Annotated in this window: 21 protein-coding genes; 10 read left to right on the forward strand and 11 right to left on the reverse strand. The window is 69.7% G+C overall.

Annotation, left to right across the window (positions count from 1 at the left end; all coding sequences use genetic code 11):
* Positions 1-147 precede the first annotated feature (147 nt).
* Positions 148-480 (forward strand): ATP-dependent Clp protease adapter ClpS, encoded by a 333-nt coding sequence (clpS, locus tag BUB57_RS07075; RefSeq protein ID WP_073064767.1) that lies wholly within the window; start codon positions 148-150, stop codon positions 478-480.
* An 18-nt stretch (positions 481-498) separates the two neighbouring features.
* Positions 499-1536 carry a class I SAM-dependent methyltransferase gene (locus BUB57_RS07080; RefSeq protein ID WP_073064381.1) on the forward strand — a complete coding sequence of 346 codons (1038 nt, stop codon included), beginning with the start codon at positions 499-501 and terminating at the stop codon, positions 1534-1536.
* A gap of 24 nt (positions 1537-1560) precedes the next feature.
* Here BUB57_RS07080 and BUB57_RS07085 read toward each other — a convergent pair whose 3' ends face one another.
* Positions 1561-1968, reverse strand: a complete 408-nt coding sequence (locus BUB57_RS07085) for a hypothetical protein (RefSeq protein ID WP_073064384.1) — start codon at positions 1966-1968, stop codon at positions 1561-1563.
* An 80-nt stretch (positions 1969-2048) separates the two neighbouring features.
* On the opposite strand from BUB57_RS07085, the gene hemF reads away from it, so the two are divergent.
* Positions 2049-2951 (forward strand): oxygen-dependent coproporphyrinogen oxidase, encoded by a 903-nt coding sequence (gene hemF / locus BUB57_RS07090; protein ID WP_073064386.1) that lies wholly within the window; start codon positions 2049-2051, stop codon positions 2949-2951.
* Between the two features lie 131 nt (positions 2952-3082).
* On the opposite strand, the gene BUB57_RS07095 is transcribed toward hemF, so the two are convergent.
* Both BUB57_RS07095 and hemE read right to left on the reverse strand, forming a co-directional pair.
* The gene (locus BUB57_RS07095) at positions 3083-3958 is read right to left on the reverse strand and encodes a DMT family transporter (RefSeq protein WP_073064389.1); all 876 of its coding nucleotides are present in this window, start codon (positions 3956-3958) and stop codon (positions 3083-3085) included.
* 9 nt (positions 3959-3967) lie between these two features.
* Positions 3968-5011, reverse strand: a complete 1044-nt coding sequence (gene hemE, locus BUB57_RS07100; protein WP_073064392.1) for a uroporphyrinogen decarboxylase — start codon at positions 5009-5011, stop codon at positions 3968-3970.
* Positions 5012-5082: 71 nt separating this feature from the next.
* On the opposite strand from hemE, the gene hemC reads away from it, so the two are divergent.
* The gene (gene hemC / locus BUB57_RS07105; protein WP_073064395.1) at positions 5083-6057 is read left to right on the forward strand and encodes a hydroxymethylbilane synthase; all 975 of its coding nucleotides are present in this window, start codon (positions 5083-5085) and stop codon (positions 6055-6057) included.
* On the opposite strand, the gene BUB57_RS07110 is transcribed toward hemC, so the two are convergent.
* Complete coding sequence (locus tag BUB57_RS07110; RefSeq protein WP_073064397.1) at positions 6054-6482, reverse strand: iron-sulfur cluster assembly scaffold protein; 429 nt, start codon at positions 6480-6482, stop codon at positions 6054-6056. The genes hemC and BUB57_RS07110 overlap by 4 nt on opposite strands.
* A 58-nt stretch (positions 6483-6540) precedes the next feature.
* Here BUB57_RS07110 and hisI point away from each other — a divergent pair, with 58 nt between their 5' ends.
* Complete coding sequence (gene hisI, locus BUB57_RS07115) at positions 6541-6897, forward strand: phosphoribosyl-AMP cyclohydrolase (protein WP_073064399.1); 357 nt, start codon at positions 6541-6543, stop codon at positions 6895-6897.
* 68 nt (positions 6898-6965) lie between these two features.
* Here hisI and gluQRS read toward each other — a convergent pair whose 3' ends face one another.
* The 6 genes from gluQRS to BUB57_RS16900 form a co-directional block, all read right to left on the reverse strand.
* Positions 6966-7832 carry a tRNA glutamyl-Q(34) synthetase GluQRS gene (gene gluQRS / locus BUB57_RS07120; RefSeq protein ID WP_407670332.1) on the reverse strand — a complete coding sequence of 289 codons (867 nt, stop codon included), beginning with the start codon at positions 7830-7832 and terminating at the stop codon, positions 6966-6968.
* Positions 7814-9169 carry a methylenetetrahydrofolate--tRNA-(uracil(54)-C(5))-methyltransferase (FADH(2)-oxidizing) TrmFO gene (gene trmFO, locus BUB57_RS07125; protein WP_073064401.1) on the reverse strand — a complete coding sequence of 452 codons (1356 nt, stop codon included), beginning with the start codon at positions 9167-9169 and terminating at the stop codon, positions 7814-7816. Before trmFO ends, gluQRS begins: the two co-directional genes overlap by 19 nt.
* Positions 9170-9347: 178 nt before the next feature.
* Complete coding sequence (locus tag BUB57_RS07130; protein ID WP_073064403.1) at positions 9348-9971, reverse strand: 50S ribosomal protein L25/general stress protein Ctc; 624 nt, start codon at positions 9969-9971, stop codon at positions 9348-9350.
* 121 nt (positions 9972-10092) lie between these two features.
* Entirely contained in the window at positions 10093-10443 is a 351-nt protein-coding gene (locus tag BUB57_RS07135; RefSeq protein WP_073064792.1) for a COG4315 family predicted lipoprotein, read from the reverse strand.
* Between the two features lie 149 nt (positions 10444-10592).
* Positions 10593-11756 (reverse strand): alpha-hydroxy acid oxidase, encoded by a 1164-nt coding sequence (locus BUB57_RS07140; RefSeq protein ID WP_073064405.1) that lies wholly within the window; start codon positions 11754-11756, stop codon positions 10593-10595.
* Positions 11757-11770: 14 nt separating this feature from the next.
* Positions 11771-12262, reverse strand: coding sequence for a hypothetical protein (locus BUB57_RS16900; protein ID WP_073064408.1), 492 nt, complete (start codon positions 12260-12262; stop codon positions 11771-11773).
* 100 nt (positions 12263-12362) lie between these two features.
* On the opposite strand from BUB57_RS16900, the gene BUB57_RS07150 reads away from it, so the two are divergent.
* From BUB57_RS07150 to BUB57_RS07165, 4 genes are all read left to right on the forward strand, one after another.
* A complete protein-coding gene (locus BUB57_RS07150) occupies positions 12363-12950 on the forward strand; it encodes a TetR/AcrR family transcriptional regulator (protein WP_073064410.1) in 588 nt (195 codons plus the stop codon).
* Between the two features lie 7 nt (positions 12951-12957).
* Positions 12958-14838: a DNA primase gene (gene dnaG / locus BUB57_RS07155; protein ID WP_073064412.1), complete on the forward strand. Its 1881-nt coding sequence runs from the start codon at positions 12958-12960 to the stop codon at positions 14836-14838.
* A gap of 126 nt (positions 14839-14964) precedes the next feature.
* Complete coding sequence (gene rpoD, locus BUB57_RS07160) at positions 14965-16947, forward strand: RNA polymerase sigma factor RpoD (protein WP_073064415.1); 1983 nt, start codon at positions 14965-14967, stop codon at positions 16945-16947.
* Positions 16948-17140: 193 nt separating this feature from the next.
* Positions 17141-17596 (forward strand): BLUF domain-containing protein, encoded by a 456-nt coding sequence (locus BUB57_RS07165; RefSeq protein WP_073064417.1) that lies wholly within the window; start codon positions 17141-17143, stop codon positions 17594-17596.
* Here BUB57_RS07165 and BUB57_RS07170 read toward each other — a convergent pair.
* Positions 17554-18108 (reverse strand): NADPH-dependent FMN reductase, encoded by a 555-nt coding sequence (locus tag BUB57_RS07170; protein WP_073064420.1) that lies wholly within the window; start codon positions 18106-18108, stop codon positions 17554-17556. The two genes, BUB57_RS07165 and BUB57_RS07170, sit on opposite strands and share 43 nt — an antisense overlap.
* 122 nt (positions 18109-18230) lie before the next feature.
* Between BUB57_RS07170 and BUB57_RS07175 the strand changes: the two genes are divergently transcribed.
* The gene (locus BUB57_RS07175) at positions 18231-19598 is read left to right on the forward strand and encodes a DNA recombination protein RmuC (protein ID WP_143159652.1); all 1368 of its coding nucleotides are present in this window, start codon (positions 18231-18233) and stop codon (positions 19596-19598) included.
* Positions 19599-19603 lie beyond the last annotated feature (5 nt).

Genomic DNA, 19603 nt, shown 5'->3' on the forward strand with positions numbered 1-19603 from the left:
ACCTCAGGCCGTGTTCCGCCGGGCGTGCGTATCTGCCCGGGCCTTTCCTTGCCCGCCGCGATCCTTATATTCGGACGGCAAACCGCCATGCCCCTGACCAGCCAGGACCAGCTGCCCGTGACGCTGTCTTCGACCGATACCCCGCGCATGACCGACCCTGCGCCGCCCTCGCCCCCCGATGGCGGCGGCGAGGCGGGGGTCGCGGTCAAGACCAAGCCGCGGACCCAGCGCCCGCCGATGTACAAGGTGCTGCTGCTGAACGACGATTTCACCCCGATGGAGTTCGTGGTCCATATCCTGGAACGGCTGTTCGGCATGACCCACGCGCAGGCGATCGAGATCATGCTGACCGTGCACCGCAAGGGGGTGGCGGTGGTGGGGGTGTTCTCGCACGAGATCGCGGAGACCAAGGTCGCGCAGGTGATGGAGCTGGCGCGCCGCCAGCAGCACCCGCTGCAATGCACCATGGAAAAGGAATAAATGGCGGGGACCGCATAGATGGCCGGATCACGGCTTGAACTGATCGACCCGCCCGCGGGAAAGCTGCTGCTGATCGGGGCGGGGCCGGGCGATGTTGCGCCCTTTGACCCGGCGCGCACGCTGGTGGTGCAGGGGTTCCGGCCGCTGCACGACGCGGTGGCGGGGCAGGGGTTCCGGGTGCTGACCGCCCCCGCCGCGGGGCCTGAGGGCCGCGCCGATGCGGCGGTGGTCTTCCTGCCGCGGGCGCGGGCCGAGGCGCGGGCCCGCATCGCGGCCGCGGCCGCGGCGCTGGCGCCGGGGGATGCGCTGTGGATCGACGGGCAAAAGACCGATGGCGTCGATTCCGTGCTGCGCGAGCTGCGCGAACTCGCCCCGGTGGACCAGGTGCAGTCGCGCGCGCATGGCAAGATCTTTCGGGTGACGCTGCCCGCGGGCGCGTGGCTGCCGCCGGACTGGGCCGGGCGCCAGCATCAGATCGCGGGCGGTTTCGTCACCGCGCCGGGGGTGTTTTCGGCCGACGGGCCGGACCCGGCCTCGCAGGCGCTGGCCGCGGCGCTGCCCGAGCGCCTGCCCACCCGCATCGTCGAGCTGGGTGCGGGCTGGGGCTGGCTGGCCGCGCAGATCCTGACCCATCCGGGCGTCGAGCAGCTGCATCTGGTCGAGGCCGACCACGCCGCGCTGGAATGCGCGCGCCGCAACATCACCGACCCGCGCGCGCAGTTCCACTGGGCCGACGCCACCACCTTCCGCCTGCCCGAGCCGGTGAACGGGGTGGTGATGAATCCACCCTTCCACGAAACCCGTGCCGCCGACCCGCATCTGGGGGCGCGCTTCATCCGCGCCGCGGCGGGGCTGCTGACCGGGGCCGGGCGGCTGTGGATGGTCGCCAACCGGCATCTGCCCTACGAAGCGGTGCTGGCCGAGCATTTCGGGGATGTGCAGGAAATCGGCGGCGACAGCCGCTTCAAGATCATCTCTGCCAGCGGCGCGGGCCGCAAGGCGCCCGCGGGCAAGGGTTCGGGTGCTGGGCAGCCGAAGACGCGGCGGCGGCGCTAGGCGCCTGCCGCTGTGGTGTGGCCGCTAGTCCTCGGGATAGGCGCTGCGGCAGGCGCGCACCGCGGCCTCGGCCCCCGGGGTCAGCTCGGTCAGCCGCAAGCGCAGACCCTCGGCCTTGCGGCGCTCGACCGCGGGGTCGATGGGCACGCGGTAGCGTTCGGTTTCCGCGACATCGCGCCAGCAGCCGCGGCGGATGATATGGGCGTTGCCGTCCTTGTCGCGCACCACATGGCTGCACGTGTCGAACTCGGGGCGCCAGACGGTGCGCTCTTCCCACGCATAGCCGCGGGCAAGATTGCCCTCGACCTCTTGCAGCAGGTTCGCCACGGTGCGGTATTCGCGGGTGTTGCGGGAAATGCACTGCTCCTGCGGCGTCCCGCAGGACGCGAGCATCAGGCAGCCAAGCGCGGCAAGGGTCAGGTTGCGGGTCATCGGTGCTCGCCTTAGTCAGGACGGATTGACAGGGTAGCGCGCCCGGCACGCTGGCGCAAATCACGAAAGGGGCTTTCGGGATGGACATGATCGACGAACGGCGCGAGGCGGCGCTGTGGTTTCGCAACCTGCGCGACCGGATCGTGGAGGCGTTCGAGGCGCTGGAGGACGAGGCCGGCGGCGCCATGGCCCACGGTGAGACCGGGGGCGAGCCCGCGGCGGGCCCGCCGACGCCCGGCCGCTTCGAGGTAACCCCGACCGAGCGCGCCGGCAACGGCGGCGGCGGCATCATGTCGGTGATGCGCGGCGGGCGCGTGTTCGAGAAGGTCGGCGTGAACTGGTCCGAGGTGCATGGCACGCTGGCCCCCCGCGCACAGGCGGCGATGGCGGCGCGCGGCGTGCCGGGGATGGACAGCGACCCGCGGTTCTGGGCCAGCGGCATCAGCCTGGTCGCGCATATGAAGAACCCGCATGTGCCGGCGGTGCACATGAACACGCGGATGTTCTGGACCCCGAATGCGTGGTGGTTCGGTGGCGGCGCCGACCTGAACCCCTGCCTGGAATACCCCGAGGATACCGCGCATTTCCACGACACGCTGCGCGACGCCTGCACCCCGCATGGCGCGGATTACTATGACCGCTTCAAGGCCTGGGCGGACGAATATTTCTTCATCCCCCATCGCGGCCGCGCCCGCGGCGTCGGCGGCATCTTCTATGACGACCTGAACAGCGGCGACTGGCAGGGGGATTTCGCCTTTACCAAGGCGGTGGGCGAGGCGTTCCTGCCCGCCTTCCTGCCGCTGGTCCGCCGCCGCATGGGGCGCGAGTGGAACGCAGGCCACAAGGATGCGCAGCTGATCCACCGCGGGCTCTATGCCGAATACAACCTCGTCTATGACCGCGGCACCAAGTTCGGGCTGGAAACCGGGCACGACCCCGACGCGGTGCTGATGAGCCTGCCGCCGCTGGCGAAGTGGGTTTAGCGGGGACCGGGGCTCTGCCCCGGGCCACTGCCGTGGCCTTCCTCGCTGAAAACGGTCCACCGGACCGTTTTCCGGGCGCTCGGAAGCCCCGGGATATTTCTACACCAACGACGGGCTGGAACTGCGAGGAGTCAGCCGCTCGCGCCGGCCAGGATCAGCCAGGCGACGCCGATCAGGATCAGCGCCATGCCGGCAAGCTGGGTGGGGGACATCGCCTCGCGCCGGTGGCGGCTGACGGCAGCGGCGAAGGCGATCTCGACCAGCGCCAGCGTGCGCACATTCGCGGCCGGGGTCAGTGCAAAGGCGATGAACCAGAACTGAGAGGCCAGCGCCCCCAGGAACCCCGCGCCCAGCGATTCCCGCCATGCGGCGGCCATGCCGCGCAAAGCCGCGCGGTCGGCCAGCGCCAGCCAGGCGCCGACCATCGCGGTCTGCAGGGCCAGGGTGATGGCAAGCACGGTGGTGGCGCGCACGACCTCGCCCCCCTCGGGTAGCGCCAGGATCGCGCCGCGAAAGCCGATCGCCGACAGGCCGAACAGCGCGCCCGCCCCGATCGCAAGCAGCGCCGGACCGGGGGCCGCGCGTCTCCACCCCCGGCCCGAGGCCATGAGCACCCCGAGCGTTGCCACCAGGATCGCCAGCGCGCGCTGGGGCGAGAGCGCGTCGCCCAGCATCGCCCAGCCCATCAGCGCCAGCGTCACCGGCTCGGTCTTGATCAGCGCGGTGGCGACGGCAAAGCCCCGGTGCCGCATCGCCGTCAGCATCAGCGCCGTCGCGGCGACCTGCGCCACCGCCCCCAGCGCCGCATATCCGAGCACGGTCGCGTCCGGGGCGGGGACCGGCCCGACCAGTGCCGCCACCGCCAGGAACAGCAGCGCAAACGGCAGGCCGAAGACAAAGCGTACGCCGGTCGCGCCCATGGTGCCGATGCGCGCGGTCAGCCCCATCTGCGCGGCATTGCGCCCCGTCTGCGCCAGCGAGGCAATCAGGGTCGCCGCGATCCACATGGCTGGGTGTCAGCCGCCGCGCACCGTTTGGATCATCAGCGCCACGTTGTCGGGGTTCGCATCCGGGGTGATGCCGTGGCCGAGGTTGAAGATATGCGGCCCATTGGAGAACGCTGCGACGATCCGCCGCGTCTCGTCCACCAGCGCCTGCCCGCCGGTGACCATGTGCCCGGGCGCAAGGTTGCCCTGCACGCAGCCGTCCTTCTGCACATGCTCCGCCGCCCATTCCGCCGCGACCGAGTTGTCCAGCGCCACGCAATTGGCGCCGGTGGCGCGGGCAAAGCCGACATAGCGCTCACCCGCTTCGCGCGGGAAGGCGATCACCGGGATATCCGGGTGGCGGTCCTTCAGCGCCGCGATGATGCGGCGGGTGGGTTCCAGCGCGAAATCGTCGAAATCCTGCCCGCGCAGGCTGCCGGCCCAGCTGTCGAACAGCTTGACCACCTCGGCCCCGGCCTCGATCTGGGCGGAGAGATAGGTGATCGTGGCCTCGGTCACCAGGTCGATGATCCCCTGGAACGTCGCGCGGTCCTGATCCTTCAGCGCATGTGCCGGGGCTTGTTCCAGCCCGCCGCGGCCCGCGACCATATAGGTCGCCACCGTCCAGGGCGCGCCGGCAAAGCCGATCAGCGTGGTTTCGCGGGGCAGCTCGCGCGACAGGATGCGCAGGGTTTCATAGACCGGGGCCAGGGTCTCATGCACCGCCCCGGCCGGTTTCAGCGCCGCCAGCTCCGCCGGAGTTGTGACGGTGGACAGCCGCGGCCCCTCGCCGGTGACGAACCACAGGTCCATCCCCAGCGCCTGCGGAATCAGCAGGATGTCGGCAAACAGGATCGCCGCGTCGAAGCCGAAGCGGCGGATCGGTTGCAGCGTCACCTCGGCCGCCAGATCAGGCGTATAGCACAGCGACAGAAAGTCGCCGGCCTGCGCCCGGGTCGCGCGGTATTCGGGCAGATAGCGCCCCGCCTGCCGCATCATCCAGATCGGCGGCGTCGGCAGGCGTTCCCCGGCAAGGGCACGCAGGAGGGTCTTGGTCGGGCGGGGGGTGGGCATCGCAGTCATGCGCCCTTCATCGCAGCGGGGGGGCGGTTGTCAAGCCGCTGCCGTGGGGCTAACCCGTGGCCATGGACGCACACCCTTCCCCCGAACGCCCGTTGCGCATCGGCACCCGCGGCTCTCCGCTGGCGCTGGCGCAGGCGCATGAGACCCGCGACCGGCTGATGGCGGCCCATGGGCTGCCCGAGGCCGCGTTTGAAATCCACGTCATCAAGACCACCGGCGACCGGGTGCTGGACCGCCCGCTGCGCGAGATCGGCGGCAAGGGCCTGTTCACCCGCGAGATCGAGGATGCGCTGCTGGACCGCAGCATCGACATCGCCGTGCACTCGATGAAGGACATGCCGGTGCTGCAGCCCGACGGGCTGGTGATCGACTGCTACCTGCCGCGAGAGGATGTGCGCGACGCCTTCGTCAGCCGCCGCTATGGTTCGATCGCCGAGCTGCCGGCGGGCACGGCGGTGGGTTCCTCCAGCCTGCGCCGGCGCGCGCAACTGGCGCATCGCCGCCCCGACCTGCAGCTGGTCGAGTTCCGCGGCAACGTGCAGACACGGATGCGCAAGCTGGACGAAGGCGTGGCGGCGGCGACCTTCCTCGCCATGGCCGGGTTGACAAGGCTGGGGCTGCTGGAAGTCGTCAGGGGCGCGATCGAGCCCGAAGACATGCTGCCCGCGGTCGCGCAGGGCGCCATCGGGGTGGAACGGCGCAAGGGCGACGAGATCGCGGCCGGGCTGCTGGCGGCCATTGCCGACCAGCCCACCGCCCTGCGGGTGGAAGCTGAGCGCGCCTATCTGCGCCGGCTGGACGGATCCTGCCAGACCCCCATCGCGGGCTTGGCGCTGCTGGACGGCGATCAGCTGTGGCTGCGGGGCGAGATCCTGCTGCCCGACGGCTCGCTGTCGATCACCGGCGAGCGCCGCGGGCTTGCGGCCGACGGCCCCGCCATGGGGCTGGATCTGGCCGAGGAACTGCTGTCCCGGGCCCCGCAATCCTTCTTTGACCTGATCGGGATCAGCCCCGAGCGCGGCTCGCCCCCCCTCTAGGCGCCGGCCGCCTCGGCCGCGGCCTCCCACGCCAGCAGGATCGAGGCGTGGCGGTTCGGGAACTCTCGCGCCGGGGTCAGGGCCTCGGCCTCGGCGAAGACGCCCTCGGGGGCGGGGGCGCCGGTGGTCAGCATGGCGCGGATCGCATCGCGCGCGGCGGCCAGTTCCGCCGGGGTGCGGCCGATCACCGCAGCCCCCAGCACCGCGGCCGAGGCCTGCCCCAGCGCGCAGGCCCGCACCTCTTGCGCGAACCCGGTCACCACCCCGTCTGCCACCACGACGTGGGCGGTCACGGTCGATCCGCATTGCGGCGACCGCCGCGTGGCGCTGCCGGTCGGCGCGGCCAGCCGCCCCAGATGCGGGATGTCGGATGCCAGCGCCAGCAGCCTACGCGAATACAGCGCCATCATGTCGTCATCGGCCATCGCTTTTCCCCTTGGGCTCTGGCCGTTAGATAGGCGTCCACAGCCGAAAGGAAAACCGATGTTCGACCCCGCCAGCCTGCGCTATGACGCAAACGGCCTGATCCCCGCCATCGCGCAGGACCACGCGACCGGCGAGGTGCTGATGCTGGCCTGGATGAACGCCGAATCGGTCGCCCGCACGCTGCAGACCGGCCGCGTCACCTATTGGTCGCGCTCGCGGCAGGGCTTCTGGATCAAGGGCGAGACCTCGGGCCACACCCAGCGGCTGGTGGAAATGCGGCTCGACTGCGACCGCGACTGCCTGCTGTTGCTGATCGAGCAGACCGGCCCCGCCTGCCACACCAACCGCCGCAGCTGCTTTTACACCGCGCTGCGCGACGGCGCCGAGGTCGAACTGATGGCGCCCGAGGACTGACCCCTCAGGGACTTCTTTCTGGCCCAAATACCCATGCGGCGCTGACGAAGGCGCCGGGCGAGAAGACTTCACCCGCCCCCAAACACCATGGCGACGATATCGGCAGGCGAGGCGCCCTGCGCCCGATACAGCGCAATCGCCCGCGCGTCGTCTCGCTTGGCCAGGCGCTTGCCGCTGTCGTCGCGGATCAGGCGGTGGTGATGATAAAGCGGCTGCGGCAGGTCCAGCAGCGCCTGAAGAAGCGCGTGGATATAGGTGGAATCAAACAGATCCTTGCCGCGCGTGACCAGAGTGATCCCCTGTGCGGCATCGTCCACCACCACCGACAGGTGATAGCTGGTCCCCATCCCGCGCCGCGCCAGCACCACGTCGCCGATGCCGCTGATGAAATCCGCCGCGGTCAGCTCGTGACGCTGGCCGGGCAGCACCGCCTCGTCCATGAAGCCGATCCGGTCCAGACCCAGCGTGGTAAAGGCGCGGGCCACGTCCAGCCGGATCGCGTCACCCGGCCCGGCCTCTGCCATCGCCCGTCCGCGGCAGGTGCCGGGGTAGACCGGGCCATCGGGGCCCAGCGCACCCTCTTGCGGGGCCGACAGTGCCGCTGCGATATCGGCGCGGCGGCAGCGGCAGGGGTAGAGCAGCCCCATCGCTGCCAGCCGGTCCAGCGCCGCCGCATATTCGGGCAGGCGCTCGGACTGGCGCATCACCGGCTGCGGCCAGCTCAGGCCCAGCCAATGCAGGTCCTCATGGATCGCCGCCTCCCATTCCTTGCGGCAGCGAGAGCGATCGATGTCCTCGATCCGCAGCAGGAACTGCCCCGGGTCGGCCAGCCGCGCGGCGGTCAGCGCGGCGAAGGCGTGGCCCAGATGCAGCGGCCCGGTGGGCGAGGGCGCAAACCGCGTCCGCCTGATCCCGTCTATTGCGCCGCCAGCCACGCGGAGAAATCCTGCTTGGCGCGCTCGGTATAGGCGGGATAGCGATCCTTGCGGCCGCGGCGGCCGCCGCGCGCCTCGACCGGCGGGAACAGCCCGAAATTGACGTTCATCGGCTGGAACGTCTTGGCCTCGGCGCCGCCGGTGATGTGATGGACCAGCGCCCCCATGGCGGTGGTGCCGGGCGGTGGGGCCAGATCGCGCCCCAGCGCCTGCGCGGCGGCCATCCGCCCGGCCAGCAGGCCCATGGCGGCGCTTTCCACATAGCCCTCGACCCCCGTCACCTGCCCGGCAAAGCGGATATGCGGACGCGCGCGCAGCCGCATCCGCCCGTCCAGCAGCGTGGGCGAGTTCAGGAAGCTGTTGCGGTGGATGCCCCCCAACCGGGCAAAGCCGGCATCCTGCAGCCCGGGGATCATGCGGAACACCTGAACTTGCGCGCCGTATTTCATCTTGGTCTGGAAGCCGACGATATTATACAGCGTTCCCAGCGCATTATCCCGGCGCAGCTGGACCACCGCATAGGGTTTCTGGTCCGGCTTGTGGGCGTTGGTCAGCCCGACCGGCTTCATCGGGCCGTGGCGCAGGGTCTCGCGCCCGCGCTCGGCCATCACCTCGATCGGCAGGCAGCCGTCGAAGTAAGGGGTGGGGTTGGGGACGGATGACTCCTCGCCCTCGCGGAACTCGGTCTTGTCGGCGGCCAGCAGCGCGTCGATGAAGGCGTCGTAGTCGGCGCGGGTCATCGGGCAGTTGATATAGGCGGTGCGTTCCGCCTCGGTCTCGCCCTTGTCATAGCGCGACTGGCGCCAGGCGATTCCCATGTCGATGGTCTCGGCGTGGACGATAGGGGCGATGGCGTCGAAGAAGGCGAGCGATTCGGTCCCGGTCTCGGCCCGGATCGCCTGCGCCAGCGCGTCCGAGGTCAGCGGCCCGGTGGCGATGATCCAGTTGCCGCTGTCGGGCAGGGCGGTGATTTCGCCGCTGGCGATGCTGACCAGCGGGTGCGCGCGCAGGGTGGCGGTGACTTCGGTCGAAAACGCGTCGCGGTCCACGGCCAGCGCGCCGCCCGCGGGCAGGCGGTGGCGGTCGGCCGCCGCCATCAGCAGCCCGCCCGCCGCGCGCATTTCCCAATGCAGCAGCCCGACCGCGTTGTTCACGTCGTCGTCGGAGCGGAAGCTGTTGGAACAGACCATCTCGGCGCAGTCGCCGGTGCGATGGGCGAAGGTGCCGACATGGGGGCGCATTTCATGCAGCACCACGGGCACGCCCGCCTGCGCTGCCTGCCAGGCGGCCTCGGATCCGGCCATGCCGGCGCCGACAATATGGATGGGTTCGGTCATGGGGGCGGTCTAGCAGCAGCGCAGGCGGCGGGAAAGGCGGAAGCCAAGCGGGGCGCTGCCCCGCACCCCGGGATATTTGGGGACAGAAGATGGGCCTTCGGGCAGGGGGCAGAGCAGGGCGGAACGAAAAAGGGCGGCGCCATGGCACCGCCCCTTGCAGTTTCGCGCGTCGGGGCGATCAGGCCTCGGCGGCAGCTTCCTCGGCCTCGGCTTCGTTGTCGTCCGACCGCAGGCCCGAGGGCGCGGTGATATTGGCGATGACGAAGTTGCGCTCGATGGTCGGGCGCACGCCCTGGGGCAGCTCGACGTCGTTGATGTGGATCACGTCGCCGATCTTGCGGCCGGCCAGGTCGACGGTGATCTGCTCGGGGATGTCCGAGGCGGTCACCACCAGCTCGACCTCGGGGCGCACCACCACCAGCGTGCCGCCGCGCTTCAGGCCGGGGCTGTCCTCGTGGTTGATGAACTCGACGTTCACGAACAGGTTCACGCGGCTGTTGCGGTGCACGCGCATGAAGTCGATATGCGTCGGCAGGTCCTTGACCACGTCGCGCTGGACGCCGCGGCAGATGACGCGCACGTCGTCCTGCCCCTCGACCTTCAGGTTCCACAGCGTGGACATGAAGCGACCGGCGCGCAGCTTGGTCAGCAGCGGGTTGAAGTCGAGCTGGATCGGCTGCGGGTCTTTCCCGTCGCCGTAAACGATACCGGGCACCTTGCCTGCGCGGCGAGCTTGGCGGGCGGCCCCCTTGCCTGTCCCCGCGCGTGCCTCGGCCACCAGATCAGGGATCTCTTTGGCCATTGCGAATTTCCTTTCAGGTTGCTGCCGGCCATCCTCCAAGGGTGCATGGCCGGAAGCCGCGCCTATACACGCGCGCGGGCGGAAAGGAAAGCGCCAACATCCATGCCCGCCGCAGGCGAAACTAGTCTGCGGTCAGCACATGCCACATGCCGCCCCTGCCGTCCCCGGCCTTGTCGCCCGCGGCGGCATCGCCGGCATAGTAATAGACCGGGCGGCCGTCATATGCCCATTGCATGGTCCCGTCGGTGCGTTCGACCAGCGTCCAGCCTTCGCCGCGGTCGCTGCCGGCCTCGCCCAGAAACGGCGGCCAGTTCTGGGCGCATTGGTCATAGCAGGTCGAAACCCCGCCGGTATCCTGGTCATAGGTGTAAAGCGTCATTCCGCCGTCGCCGGTCGCGGCGGTCTGGGCCTGGGCCCCGCCGGCCATCAGCAGGACCATCGCTGCGGCCATCCATCCCGAACGAATCGTCATCAGCGTCACTCCCCGGAGCAGCTGCATCGGAGTCCGGCCGATCAGACCGAAACGCCCCGCCTGCTCCTGCGCGAGGCATGGAACTGTCGGCCGGGCACAGGATAAACCGCGCGCGGCGTGGCGGCGGATCACAGTTTGGGGATCGGCGGTCAGACGTAGTCGCTGCCCCAGTTAGCGGGGACCATGACATTGTGGCGCCCGACGTTGCGGATGTCGCGTTCGCCGCACAGCGCCATGGTCACGTCCAGTTCCTTGCGGATCACCTCGAGCGCGGCGGTCACGCCCTCTTGCCCCAGCGCGCCCAGCCCGTGCACCCAGGCGCGCCCGATCCAGGTCGCGTGCGCCCCCAGCGCCAGCGCCTTGAGCACGTCCTGCCCCGAGCGGATGCCGGAATCGAGATGCACCTCGATCCGGTCACCGACCGCGGCCACGATTTCCGGCAGCACCCGGATGGAGCTTAGCGCCCCGTCCAGCTGCCTGCCGCCGTGGTTCGACACGATGATCGCATCGGCCCCGAAATCGGCGGCGATGCGGGCGTCCTCGGCGTCCAGAATCCCCTTGAGGATCAGCTTGCCGCCCCACAGCTCGCGGATGCGGGCGATCTTGGTCCAGTCCAGCTGCGGGTCGAACTGCTCGGCCGTCCAGCTGGCCAGGTTGGCGGTGTCGGTCACCCCCTTGGCGTGGCCGACGATATTGCCGAAGAACCGTCGTTTCGTCTGCAACATCTCCAGCCCCCAGCGCCAGCGCGTCGCCAGATCGGCGATCGAGGACAGCGTCAGCTTGGGCGGCGCCGACAGCCCGTTCTTCAGGTCCTTGTGCCGCTGTCCCAGGATCTGCAGGTCCAGCGTCAGCACCAGCGCCGAACAGCGCGCGGCCTTGGCGCGGGCGATGATGTTTTCCAGGAACTCCTGATCCTTCATCACGTAAAGCTGGAACATGAAGGGTTTCGAAGTGTGCATCGCCACATCCTCGATCGAACAGATCGACATGGTGGACAGGCAGAAGGGCACGCCCGCTTCCTCAGCTGCGCGCGCGGCCTTGATCTCGCCGTCGGCGCGCTGCATCCCGGTCATCCCCACCGGCGCCAGCGCCACCGGCATCGACACCGGCAGCCCCACCATGTCCGAGGTGAGGCTGCGGTTGGTCATGTCCACCGCCACCTTCTGGCGCAGGCGGATCTGCTGGAAGTCGCTGGTGTTTTCCCGGAACGTCTGCTCGGTGTAGCTGCCCGATTCCGCGTAGTCGTAGAACATCCGCGGGGTGCGCGCCTTGTGCAGGCGCTTGAGGTCGTCGATGCAGGTGATCACGGGCATGGGGTCTCTCTTGGTCAGTCGGGCGCGCAGCCCGCGGCTTGGGGATCGGCGGTTCCGGGCGGGCAGGGCGGCAGTTCGTCCGCCGCGCCGGGGTTGAGCATGTCGCGGGCGCGCTGGCGCAGGGCCTCGGCCCGCGCGGCGGTTTCGGGGTCGGTTTCACTCGCAGGCGTGGGCGTGGGTGCCGCGGCGGCGGCCGGGTCGGTCGCGGCCAGCGCCCCGGCGCGGGTGCGCAGGGCGGCGGCGCGGGCGGTCAGCGCCGCATCGCCGGTGACAGGGCTCTCGGGGGCGTGGCGGCGGGCCGCGGCCTGCCGGGCGCGCAGCGACGTCTCGACCGCGGCGGGGTCGGCGGCGGCCTCGGCCGCGTGGGCGGGGACGGCGGGGGGCGCGTTCAGTTGCGACAGCGGCAGCAACCGCGGATAGTCGCCGCCGCCGGGATCGCCGCAGCCCGCCAGCACCGCAAGCGCGGCCAGCGGGGCGAGTCGGCGGATGGGGGGGCGGCTGGACATCGCGGGCACGATAGAAACTGCGGCCCGGCGCGGCAAGCATGTCCGGCGCCCGGGGCAGGGGCATCTTTCCCCAGCGCGTGCCATGGCCTAGAACGGCGCCATGGCCCGCACCACTGGTTCCCATGCCGCGATCACCGGGCCGCTTGTCCGGCAGGCGGCGCTAAGGCTTTTCGCGCGGCATGGCTATGCCGCCGTCTCGATGCGTCAGATCGCCGCTGCCGTGGGCGTGCAGGCGGGGGCGCTTTATGCCTATACGCCCGACAAGCAGGCGCTGCTGGCCGGGCTGCTGGTCGAGCATATGGAGGACCTGCTTTCCGCCTGGGGCGACGGCCCCGACGCCCCGCCGCTGGATCGGCTGGAAGCCTTCGTGCGCTTTCACATCGCCTATTCGCTGGACCACGCCGATTCGGTGTTCCTCAGCTACATGGAGCTGCGCAATCTTTCCCCCGAGAACCACGCCGCCATCGCCGCCCTGCGCGGCCGCTATGAGGACGCGCTGACCGCGATCCTGCGCGAGGGTGCGGCGGCGGGGGTGATGCGGCTGGCGGATGCGCGGCTGACCACCATGGCGCTGATCGCCATGCTGACCGGGGTCACCAACTGGTTTCGCGAGGGCGGGCGGCTGGACCGGCAGGCGGTGGCGGACCACTACTGGGGGCTTGTGCGCGGCGCGGTGGGGGCGGGATGATCGCGCCATGAGCCTGCCGCCCGGATTTCTTGACGAGCTGCGCAACCGCGTTCCGATCAGCCGGATCGTGGGGCGCAAGGTGACCTGGGACCTGAAACGCTCGAACCAGGCCAAGGGCGACTGGTGGGCGCCATGCCCGTTCCACGGGGAAAAGACCGCCTCGTTCCATGTCGACGACCAGAAGGGGTTTTATTACTGCTTCGGCTGCCACGCCAAGGGCGACGCGCTGACCTTCCTGCGCGAGGCCGAGGGCATGGGGTTCATGGACGCGGTGGCGGTGATGGCGTCCGAGGCCGGGCTGCCGATGCCGGAACGCAGCCCCCGCGAACAGGCGCAGACCGACCGCCGCAGCCAGTTGGTCGAGGTGATGGACCGCGCGCTGCGCTGGTTCCGCCTGCAATTGCAGACCGGCGCCGGGGCAGGGGCGCGCGACTATCTGGCCGGGCGCGGGCTGGAGGGGGCGGCGCTCGACCGTTTCGAGATCGGCTTTGCCCCCGACCTGCGGCAGGGGCTGCTGCGGCATCTGACGGAATCCGGCGTGCCGGAAAAACTGGCGGTCGAGGCCGGTCTGGCCGCCAAGCCCGACGACGGCGGCGCCGCCTATGACCGCTTCCGCGGCCGCATCATCTTTCCGATCCGCGACGCCCGCGGGCGCTGCATTTCCTTTGGCGGGCGGGCGATGGACCCGAATGCGCGGGCCAAATACCTCAACGGCCCGGAAACCGCGCTGTTCGACAAGGGGCGCAATCTCTACAACCTTGGACCCGCGCGGGCGGCGGTGTCCAAGGGGCAGCCGCTGGTGGTGGCCGAGGGCTACATGGACGTGATCGCGCTGGCGCTGGCGGGGTTCGAGGGGGCGGTGGCGCCGCTGGGCACCGCCATCACCGAGGATCAGCTGCGGCTGATGTGGCGCGTCTCGCCGGAACCGATCATCACGCTGGACGGCGATGCCGCCGGGCAGCGCGCGGCGATGCGGCTGATCGACATGGCGCTGCCGCTGGCCGGGCCGGGGCAGGCGCTGCGATTCGCGCTGATGCCGGGCGGACAGGACCCCGACGACCTGATCCGCAGCGGCGGGGTGGGGGCGATGCGGGCGGTGCTGGACCAGGCGCAGCCGCTGGTCGAGCTGCTGTGGCAGCGCGAGACCGAGGGCCGGGTTTTCGACAGCCCGGAACGCCGCGCCGCGCTGGACCGCGCGCTGGGGGAGGCGGTGGCGCGCATCCCCGACCCCGCTACCCGCGAACATTACACGCGAGAGCTGAAAAACCGCCGCTGGGCGCTGTTCGCGCCGCCCCGCACCCAGACCGGCCGCTTTGCCCGCCGCGATGCGGTGCCGCCGCCGCTGCCGCAGACCCGCGCCTCGGCGCTGGTGGCCACCGATGCGGGCGAGCAGCTGATCGAGGCGATGGTGCTGGCGATCTGCGCCACCCATCCGCATCTGGTGCCGCGGGTCGAATCGCGGCTGGAACGGCTAGAGCCCGCAGACCCCGGCCGGGCGGCGCTGGTCCACGACCTGCTGGCCGGAACCCGCAGCGCGGCGGGCCGCCTTGCCCTTGATTCGATCATGGCCGATCCCCATGTCCGCTCGGCCCCGGCGATCTCGCGTCCCGCGGGCGCCAGTGAAACCGCCGAGCCGATGCTGCTGAACGCCCTGGACCGGATCGAGTCCCGCCGCGCCGCCCGCGAGGAACTCGCCCGCGCCGAGGCCGAGATCGAGGGACTCGCCGACGAGGGGCTGACCTGGCGCGTCACGCAATCGACGCGGGCGCGACTCGAGGCCGACCACCCTGCGATCGGCGCCAGTGACGACCTGGGCGAGGACCGCAAGGCGCTTGCCGACCGGCTCAGCCGCGCGCTTAGCGAGGAAATCTGGCGGAAACGCCGCTGAGCGTGGCGAATCACCGGACCGAATCACCTGTCGCCGTCTTTGATCGGCGGCAGCTTTCGACTAGAACCGCCGGAATCCCGGCACCCGATTCGCCGTTCCCGCGAATCAGCTAAGAAGGAACCGCCCATGGCCAAGGACGACGACGACAAGCCGGAAGCCAAGGACGACGATCACTCGCTGGACATGAGCCAGGCCGCGGTGAAGCGGATGATCGCCGAGGCGCGCGAGCGCGGCTACATCACCTATGACCAGCTGAACTCGGTGCTGCCGCCCGATCAGGTGTCCTCGGAACAGATCGAGGATGTGATGTCGATGCTGTCCGAGATGGGCATCAACATCATCGAGGACGAAGAGGCCGAAGAGGCCGAGGCCGGCGGCGCCGTGGTGCCGGTCTCGACCAGCCGCGAGATCGCGGTGGCGGCGCCGGAAACCGAAAAGCTCGACCGCACCGACGACCCGGTGCGGATGTATCTGCGCGAGATGGGCTCGGTCGAGCTGCTGTCGCGCGAGGGCGAGATCGCGATCGCCAAGCGCATCGAGGCCGGCCGCAACACCATGATCGCCGGGCTGTGCGAAAGCCCGCTGACCTTCAAGGCCATCACCATGTGGCGGCAGGAGCTTCTGAACGAGGACATCCTGCTGCGCGACGTGATCGACCTGGAAACCACCTTCGGCCGCGCGATGGGCGAGGACGAGGACGAGGAACTGCCGGTGGACCTGCCGCTGGGCAGCGCCGCCGAAGCGCCCCGCGCCGAAAAGCGCGGCGGCGACGAGGTGGACGCCGACGGCAACCCGCTGCGCCCCGATGTCGACGAGGATGACGAGGACGACGGCCAGAACCTGTCGCTGGCCGCGATGGAGGCCAGCCTCAAGCCGCGGGTGCTGGAATTGCTCGAGGCGATCGCCGGGCATTACGAACAGCTGGCCGACATGCAGGACCAGCGGATGTCGGCGACGCTGAACGAGGATGCCAGCTTTTCGGCCTCGGACGAGGATGCCTATCAGAAGCTGCGCAGCGAGATCGTGGCGCTGGTCAACGAGCTGCATCTGCACAACAACCGCATCGAGGCGCTGGTCGATCAGGTCTACGGCATCAACCGCCGCATCGTGACCATCGATTCCGGCATGGTGAAGCTGGCCGACGCCGCCCGCATCAACCGCCGCGAGTTCATCGACTGCTACCGCGGTGCCGAGCTTGACCCGACCTGGGTCGACCGCATGGCCGAGAACAAGGGCCGCGGCTGGCAGGCGCTGTTCGAGCGTTCGCGCACCCAGGTGGAAAGCCTGCGTGCCGACATGGCCGAGGTCGGCCAGTATGTCGGCGTCGACATCGAAGAATTCCGCCGCATCGTCAACCAGGTGCAGCGCGGCGAAAAAGAGGCGCGGCAGGCCAAGAAGGAAATGGTCGAGGCCAACCTGCGGCTGGTGATCTCCATCGCCAAGAAATACACGAACAGGGGCCTGCAATTCCTTGATCTTATTCAGGAAGGCAACATCGGCCTGATGAAGGCGGTGGACAAGTTCGAATACCGCCGCGGCTACAAGTTCTCGACCTATGCGACCTGGTGGATCCGGCAGGCGATCACCCGCTCGATCGCCGACCAGGCCCGCACCATCCGCATCCCCGTGCACATGATCGAGACGATCAACAAGCTGGTGCGCACCTCGCGCCAGATGCTGCACGAGATCGGCCGCGAGCCGACGCCTGAAGAACTGGCCGACAAGCTGCAGATGCCGCTGGAAAAGGTCCGCAAGGTGATGAAGATCGCCAAGGAGCCGATCTCCCTCGAAACCCCGATCGGGGACGAGGAGGACAGCCAGCTGGGCGATTTCATCGAGGACAAGAACGCCGTCCTGCCGCTGGACAGCGCCATCCAGGAAAACCTGAAGGAAACCACCACCCGCGTGCTGGCCAGCCTGACCCCGCGCGAGGAGCGGGTGCTGCGGATGCGCTTTGGCATCGGCATGAACACCGACCACACGCTGGAAGAGGTCGGCCAGCAGTTCAGCGTCACCCGCGAACGCATCCGCCAGATCGAGGCCAAGGCGCTGCGTAAGCTCAAGCACCCCTCGCGATCGCGCAAGTTGCGGTCGTTCCTCGATCAATAACAACGGGCTCTGCCCGGAAGCTCATGTTTCCGGGCAAGTATTCGCCCACAGGTTGCGCCGGATCGGCCGAATCCTGCCGTTCAACATCAATAATAGAATGTTAATTCTGGGCCGAATCGGGTTACCAGACGGTTGAGTGCAGTCCATGATTGCTGGTGATCCCGGTTGTCGGGTCATACCTTCGGAGGATGGCATGACCGAACGTTCCTTCGTGCTTTACCGCAGCGAAACCCGCCTGACCCCCAGAAGCGAGATTACTCGCCTGCTGGTTGACAGCGCTCGCCGCAGCAATCGCGAACAGGCGCTGACCGGTTTCCTGCATCATGACGACGGAATCTTCTTTCACTGGCTCGAGGGTGATGCCACGCCGCTGGCGCAGATGATGCAGCGGATCGCGCGCGACCCCCGGCACAGCAACCTCGTGACCCTCGCCAGCGGGCCCCTGCCGGCGCGGCGCTTCCCCGACTGCCCGATGGGGTATTCGTCGCAGACCGATTATTCGCTGCTGCGCTGGCTGGCCGACCATTCCGTCACCGTGCGCGAACATGCGGTGTTCGCCACGGCGCTGCTGTCGTTCCTTGAAGAACGCGCCGGCAGCACCGGCTGTCAGTCCAGCCGCTCGATATGGCGGGCAAAGGCGTCCATGTAGGTTTGCAGGAACTTGCGCAGGTTCTCGTCCTGGACGCTGCCGTCCTCGGCGTATTTTTCCGGCTCGAAGCGCAGGTAGAACTCGGGGTGGCCCATGGCAACCATCCCTAGCGTCACCATCCGCGCCTTGAGATGGACCTGCGCCGCCGCCGTCCCGATCGCGCCCTGCGAGGCGCCGACGCAGGCCGCGGGCTTGCGGCTCCACACCGATGTGCCAGAGGGGCGGCTGCCCCAGTCCAGCGCGTTGCACAGTACGCCGGGCACGGCGCGGTTGTATTCGGGCGACACCAGCAATACCGCGTCTGCGGCGGCGACCTGCGCCTTCATCCGCTCGACCGGGGCGGGGCCGCGACCGTTCTGCCACAGATCCTCGTTGTAAAGCGGCAGGTCCCCGATCTCGACGAAATCGAAATCCAGGCTGCCCTCGGCCACGCGGGCCAGCGCCTTGGCAGTGATGCGGTTGATCGACCGTGCGCGCAGCGAGCCGACAAGGACGGCGACGGAACGGGACATCGTTAGAACCCTTTCGACTTTGCGGCGCGGGAACCGCGGTTGCCGGTTGAACCTTGGGACCAAATCAAGAACAATGGCCGGAATACCGGGGCGATACAACGAAAATGGACCTTATCGGACAGATGTCAATTGATCCGGCCGTGGGGCTGCTGGGCTGGGTGCTGGCGCTGGTGCTGCTGGCCTGGGCGCTGGCGCAGGCCCGCGCCCGCCGCCGGGCCGAGGGTGCGGCCCATGCGGCGGCCGTCGAATCCGCGGCGCTGCGCGCCGGCGACGCGGCGCTGTCCGCCCGCCTGGCCGAGCTGGCCGAGGAGCGCGACAACCTGACCGACGCGCTGCACGCCGCCCGGCAGGACATCGCGGCCCGCGACCGCGCGCTGGATGCGGCAAGGCTTGAGGCCGCGCATCAATCCGCCCGCGCCGCCGCCGAGTTGCAGGCGCTGCGGCAGGCGCGCGAGGAAATGACCGCGCAATTCCGCCTGATCGCCGATGAATCCCTGCGCCGGCAGGGCGCCGATCTGGAACGCGCGCATCAGGAACGGCTGACCGGGTTGCTGACCCCGTTCCGCGAACAGGTGGCGCGGTTCCAGGACGAATTGCAGGCCGGCCAGCGCGCCGACCAAGCGGCGCAGGCGGCCCTGCGCGAGCAGATCGAGGGGCTGCACCGCCGGTCCGAGGAAATCGGCCGCGACGCGGTGGCGCTGACCCGGGCGCTGCGCGGCGACAAGCAGCGCCAGGGGGCGTGGGGAGAGATGATCCTTGCGCAGGTGCTGGAATCCGCGGGGCTGGAACCCGGCCGCCACTATCGCACCCAGACCTCGGGCACCAACGGCGACGGGCGGCGGCTGCGGCCGGACGTGGTGGTGGAGATGCCGGGCGGCCGTTCGCTGGTGATCGACGCGAAATGCTCGCTCAACGCCTATGCCGAGGCCTGCGCGGCCGAGGAGCCGGGCGAGCGCGATGCCGCGCTGCGCCGCCATGTCGCCGCCATCCGCGCCCATGTCGCCGAGCTGTCGGACCGCGGCTATCAGGCGCTGCACCCTGATTCCGTCGATTACGTGCTGATGTTCCTGCCGGTCGAGGGCGCCTTTGCCGAGGCGCTGCGCACCGAGCCCACGCTGATGACGCAGGCGCTGGAACGGCGGGTGGGGCTGGTCACCCCCTCGACCCTGATGCTGGCGCTGCGCACGGTCGAACATCTCTGGGCGGTGGAGCGCCGCGAACGCAACGGGGCCGAGATCGCCCGCCGCGCCGGCGCGCTTTACGACAAGCTGGCGCTGGTGGTGGCGGCGCTGGACGAGGCCGGGGCGGCGCTGGATGCCGCCCACCGCGCCCATGCCGCGGCGGTGGCGCGGCTGTCGCGCGGCCCCGGCAATGTGGTGCGGCAGGCGGAAATGCTGCGCGAGCTGGGCGCGCGCACCACCCGCAGCATCGCACTGGTCCACGATGCCGAGGATGACGCCGGGGACAGGACGGCCGAGGCGGGTATCTAGTAGCT

This window comes from Paracoccus solventivorans (genome assembly GCF_900142875.1).
GTDB classification, from domain to species: Bacteria; Pseudomonadota; Alphaproteobacteria; order Rhodobacterales; family Rhodobacteraceae; genus Paracoccus; species Paracoccus solventivorans.

Excerpts from the sequence above, each read along its gene's own strand:
- hemE (WP_073064392.1), bottom strand. The coding sequence starts at position 5,011 with ATGCCCACCCCCCGCCCGACCAAGACCCTCCTGCGTGCCCTTGCCGGG.
- BUB57_RS07110 (WP_073064397.1), bottom strand. The coding sequence starts at position 6,482 with ATGGCCGATGACGACATGATGGCGCTGTATTCGCGTAGGCTGCTGGCG.
- clpS (WP_073064767.1), top strand. The coding sequence starts at position 148 with ATGACCGACCCTGCGCCGCCCTCGCCCCCCGATGGCGGCGGCGAGGCG.
- BUB57_RS07170 (WP_073064420.1), bottom strand. The coding sequence starts at position 18,108 with ATGTCCCGTTCCGTCGCCGTCCTTGTCGGCTCGCTGCGCGCACGGTCG.
- BUB57_RS07085 (WP_073064384.1), bottom strand. The coding sequence starts at position 1,968 with ATGACCCGCAACCTGACCCTTGCCGCGCTTGGCTGCCTGATGCTCGCG.
- BUB57_RS07140 (WP_073064405.1), bottom strand. The coding sequence starts at position 11,756 with ATGCCCGTGATCACCTGCATCGACGACCTCAAGCGCCTGCACAAGGCG.
- hemC (WP_073064395.1), top strand. The coding sequence starts at position 5,083 with ATGGACGCACACCCTTCCCCCGAACGCCCGTTGCGCATCGGCACCCGC.
- BUB57_RS07130 (WP_073064403.1), bottom strand. The coding sequence starts at position 9,971 with ATGGCCAAAGAGATCCCTGATCTGGTGGCCGAGGCACGCGCGGGGACA.
- BUB57_RS16900 (WP_073064408.1), bottom strand. The coding sequence starts at position 12,262 with ATGTCCAGCCGCCCCCCCATCCGCCGACTCGCCCCGCTGGCCGCGCTT.
- dnaG (WP_073064412.1), top strand. The coding sequence starts at position 12,958 with ATGAGCCTGCCGCCCGGATTTCTTGACGAGCTGCGCAACCGCGTTCCG.
- BUB57_RS07150 (WP_073064410.1), top strand. The coding sequence starts at position 12,363 with ATGGCCCGCACCACTGGTTCCCATGCCGCGATCACCGGGCCGCTTGTC.
- rpoD (WP_073064415.1), top strand. The coding sequence starts at position 14,965 with ATGGCCAAGGACGACGACGACAAGCCGGAAGCCAAGGACGACGATCAC.
- BUB57_RS07165 (WP_073064417.1), top strand. The coding sequence starts at position 17,141 with ATGACCGAACGTTCCTTCGTGCTTTACCGCAGCGAAACCCGCCTGACC.
- hisI (WP_073064399.1), top strand. The coding sequence starts at position 6,541 with ATGTTCGACCCCGCCAGCCTGCGCTATGACGCAAACGGCCTGATCCCC.
- BUB57_RS07080 (WP_073064381.1), top strand. The coding sequence starts at position 499 with ATGGCCGGATCACGGCTTGAACTGATCGACCCGCCCGCGGGAAAGCTG.
- BUB57_RS07135 (WP_073064792.1), bottom strand. The coding sequence starts at position 10,443 with ATGACGATTCGTTCGGGATGGATGGCCGCAGCGATGGTCCTGCTGATG.
- BUB57_RS07095 (WP_073064389.1), bottom strand. The coding sequence starts at position 3,958 with ATGTGGATCGCGGCGACCCTGATTGCCTCGCTGGCGCAGACGGGGCGC.
- BUB57_RS07175 (WP_143159652.1), top strand. The coding sequence starts at position 18,231 with ATGTCAATTGATCCGGCCGTGGGGCTGCTGGGCTGGGTGCTGGCGCTG.
- trmFO (WP_073064401.1), bottom strand. The coding sequence starts at position 9,169 with ATGACCGAACCCATCCATATTGTCGGCGCCGGCATGGCCGGATCCGAG.
- hemF (WP_073064386.1), top strand. The coding sequence starts at position 2,049 with ATGGACATGATCGACGAACGGCGCGAGGCGGCGCTGTGGTTTCGCAAC.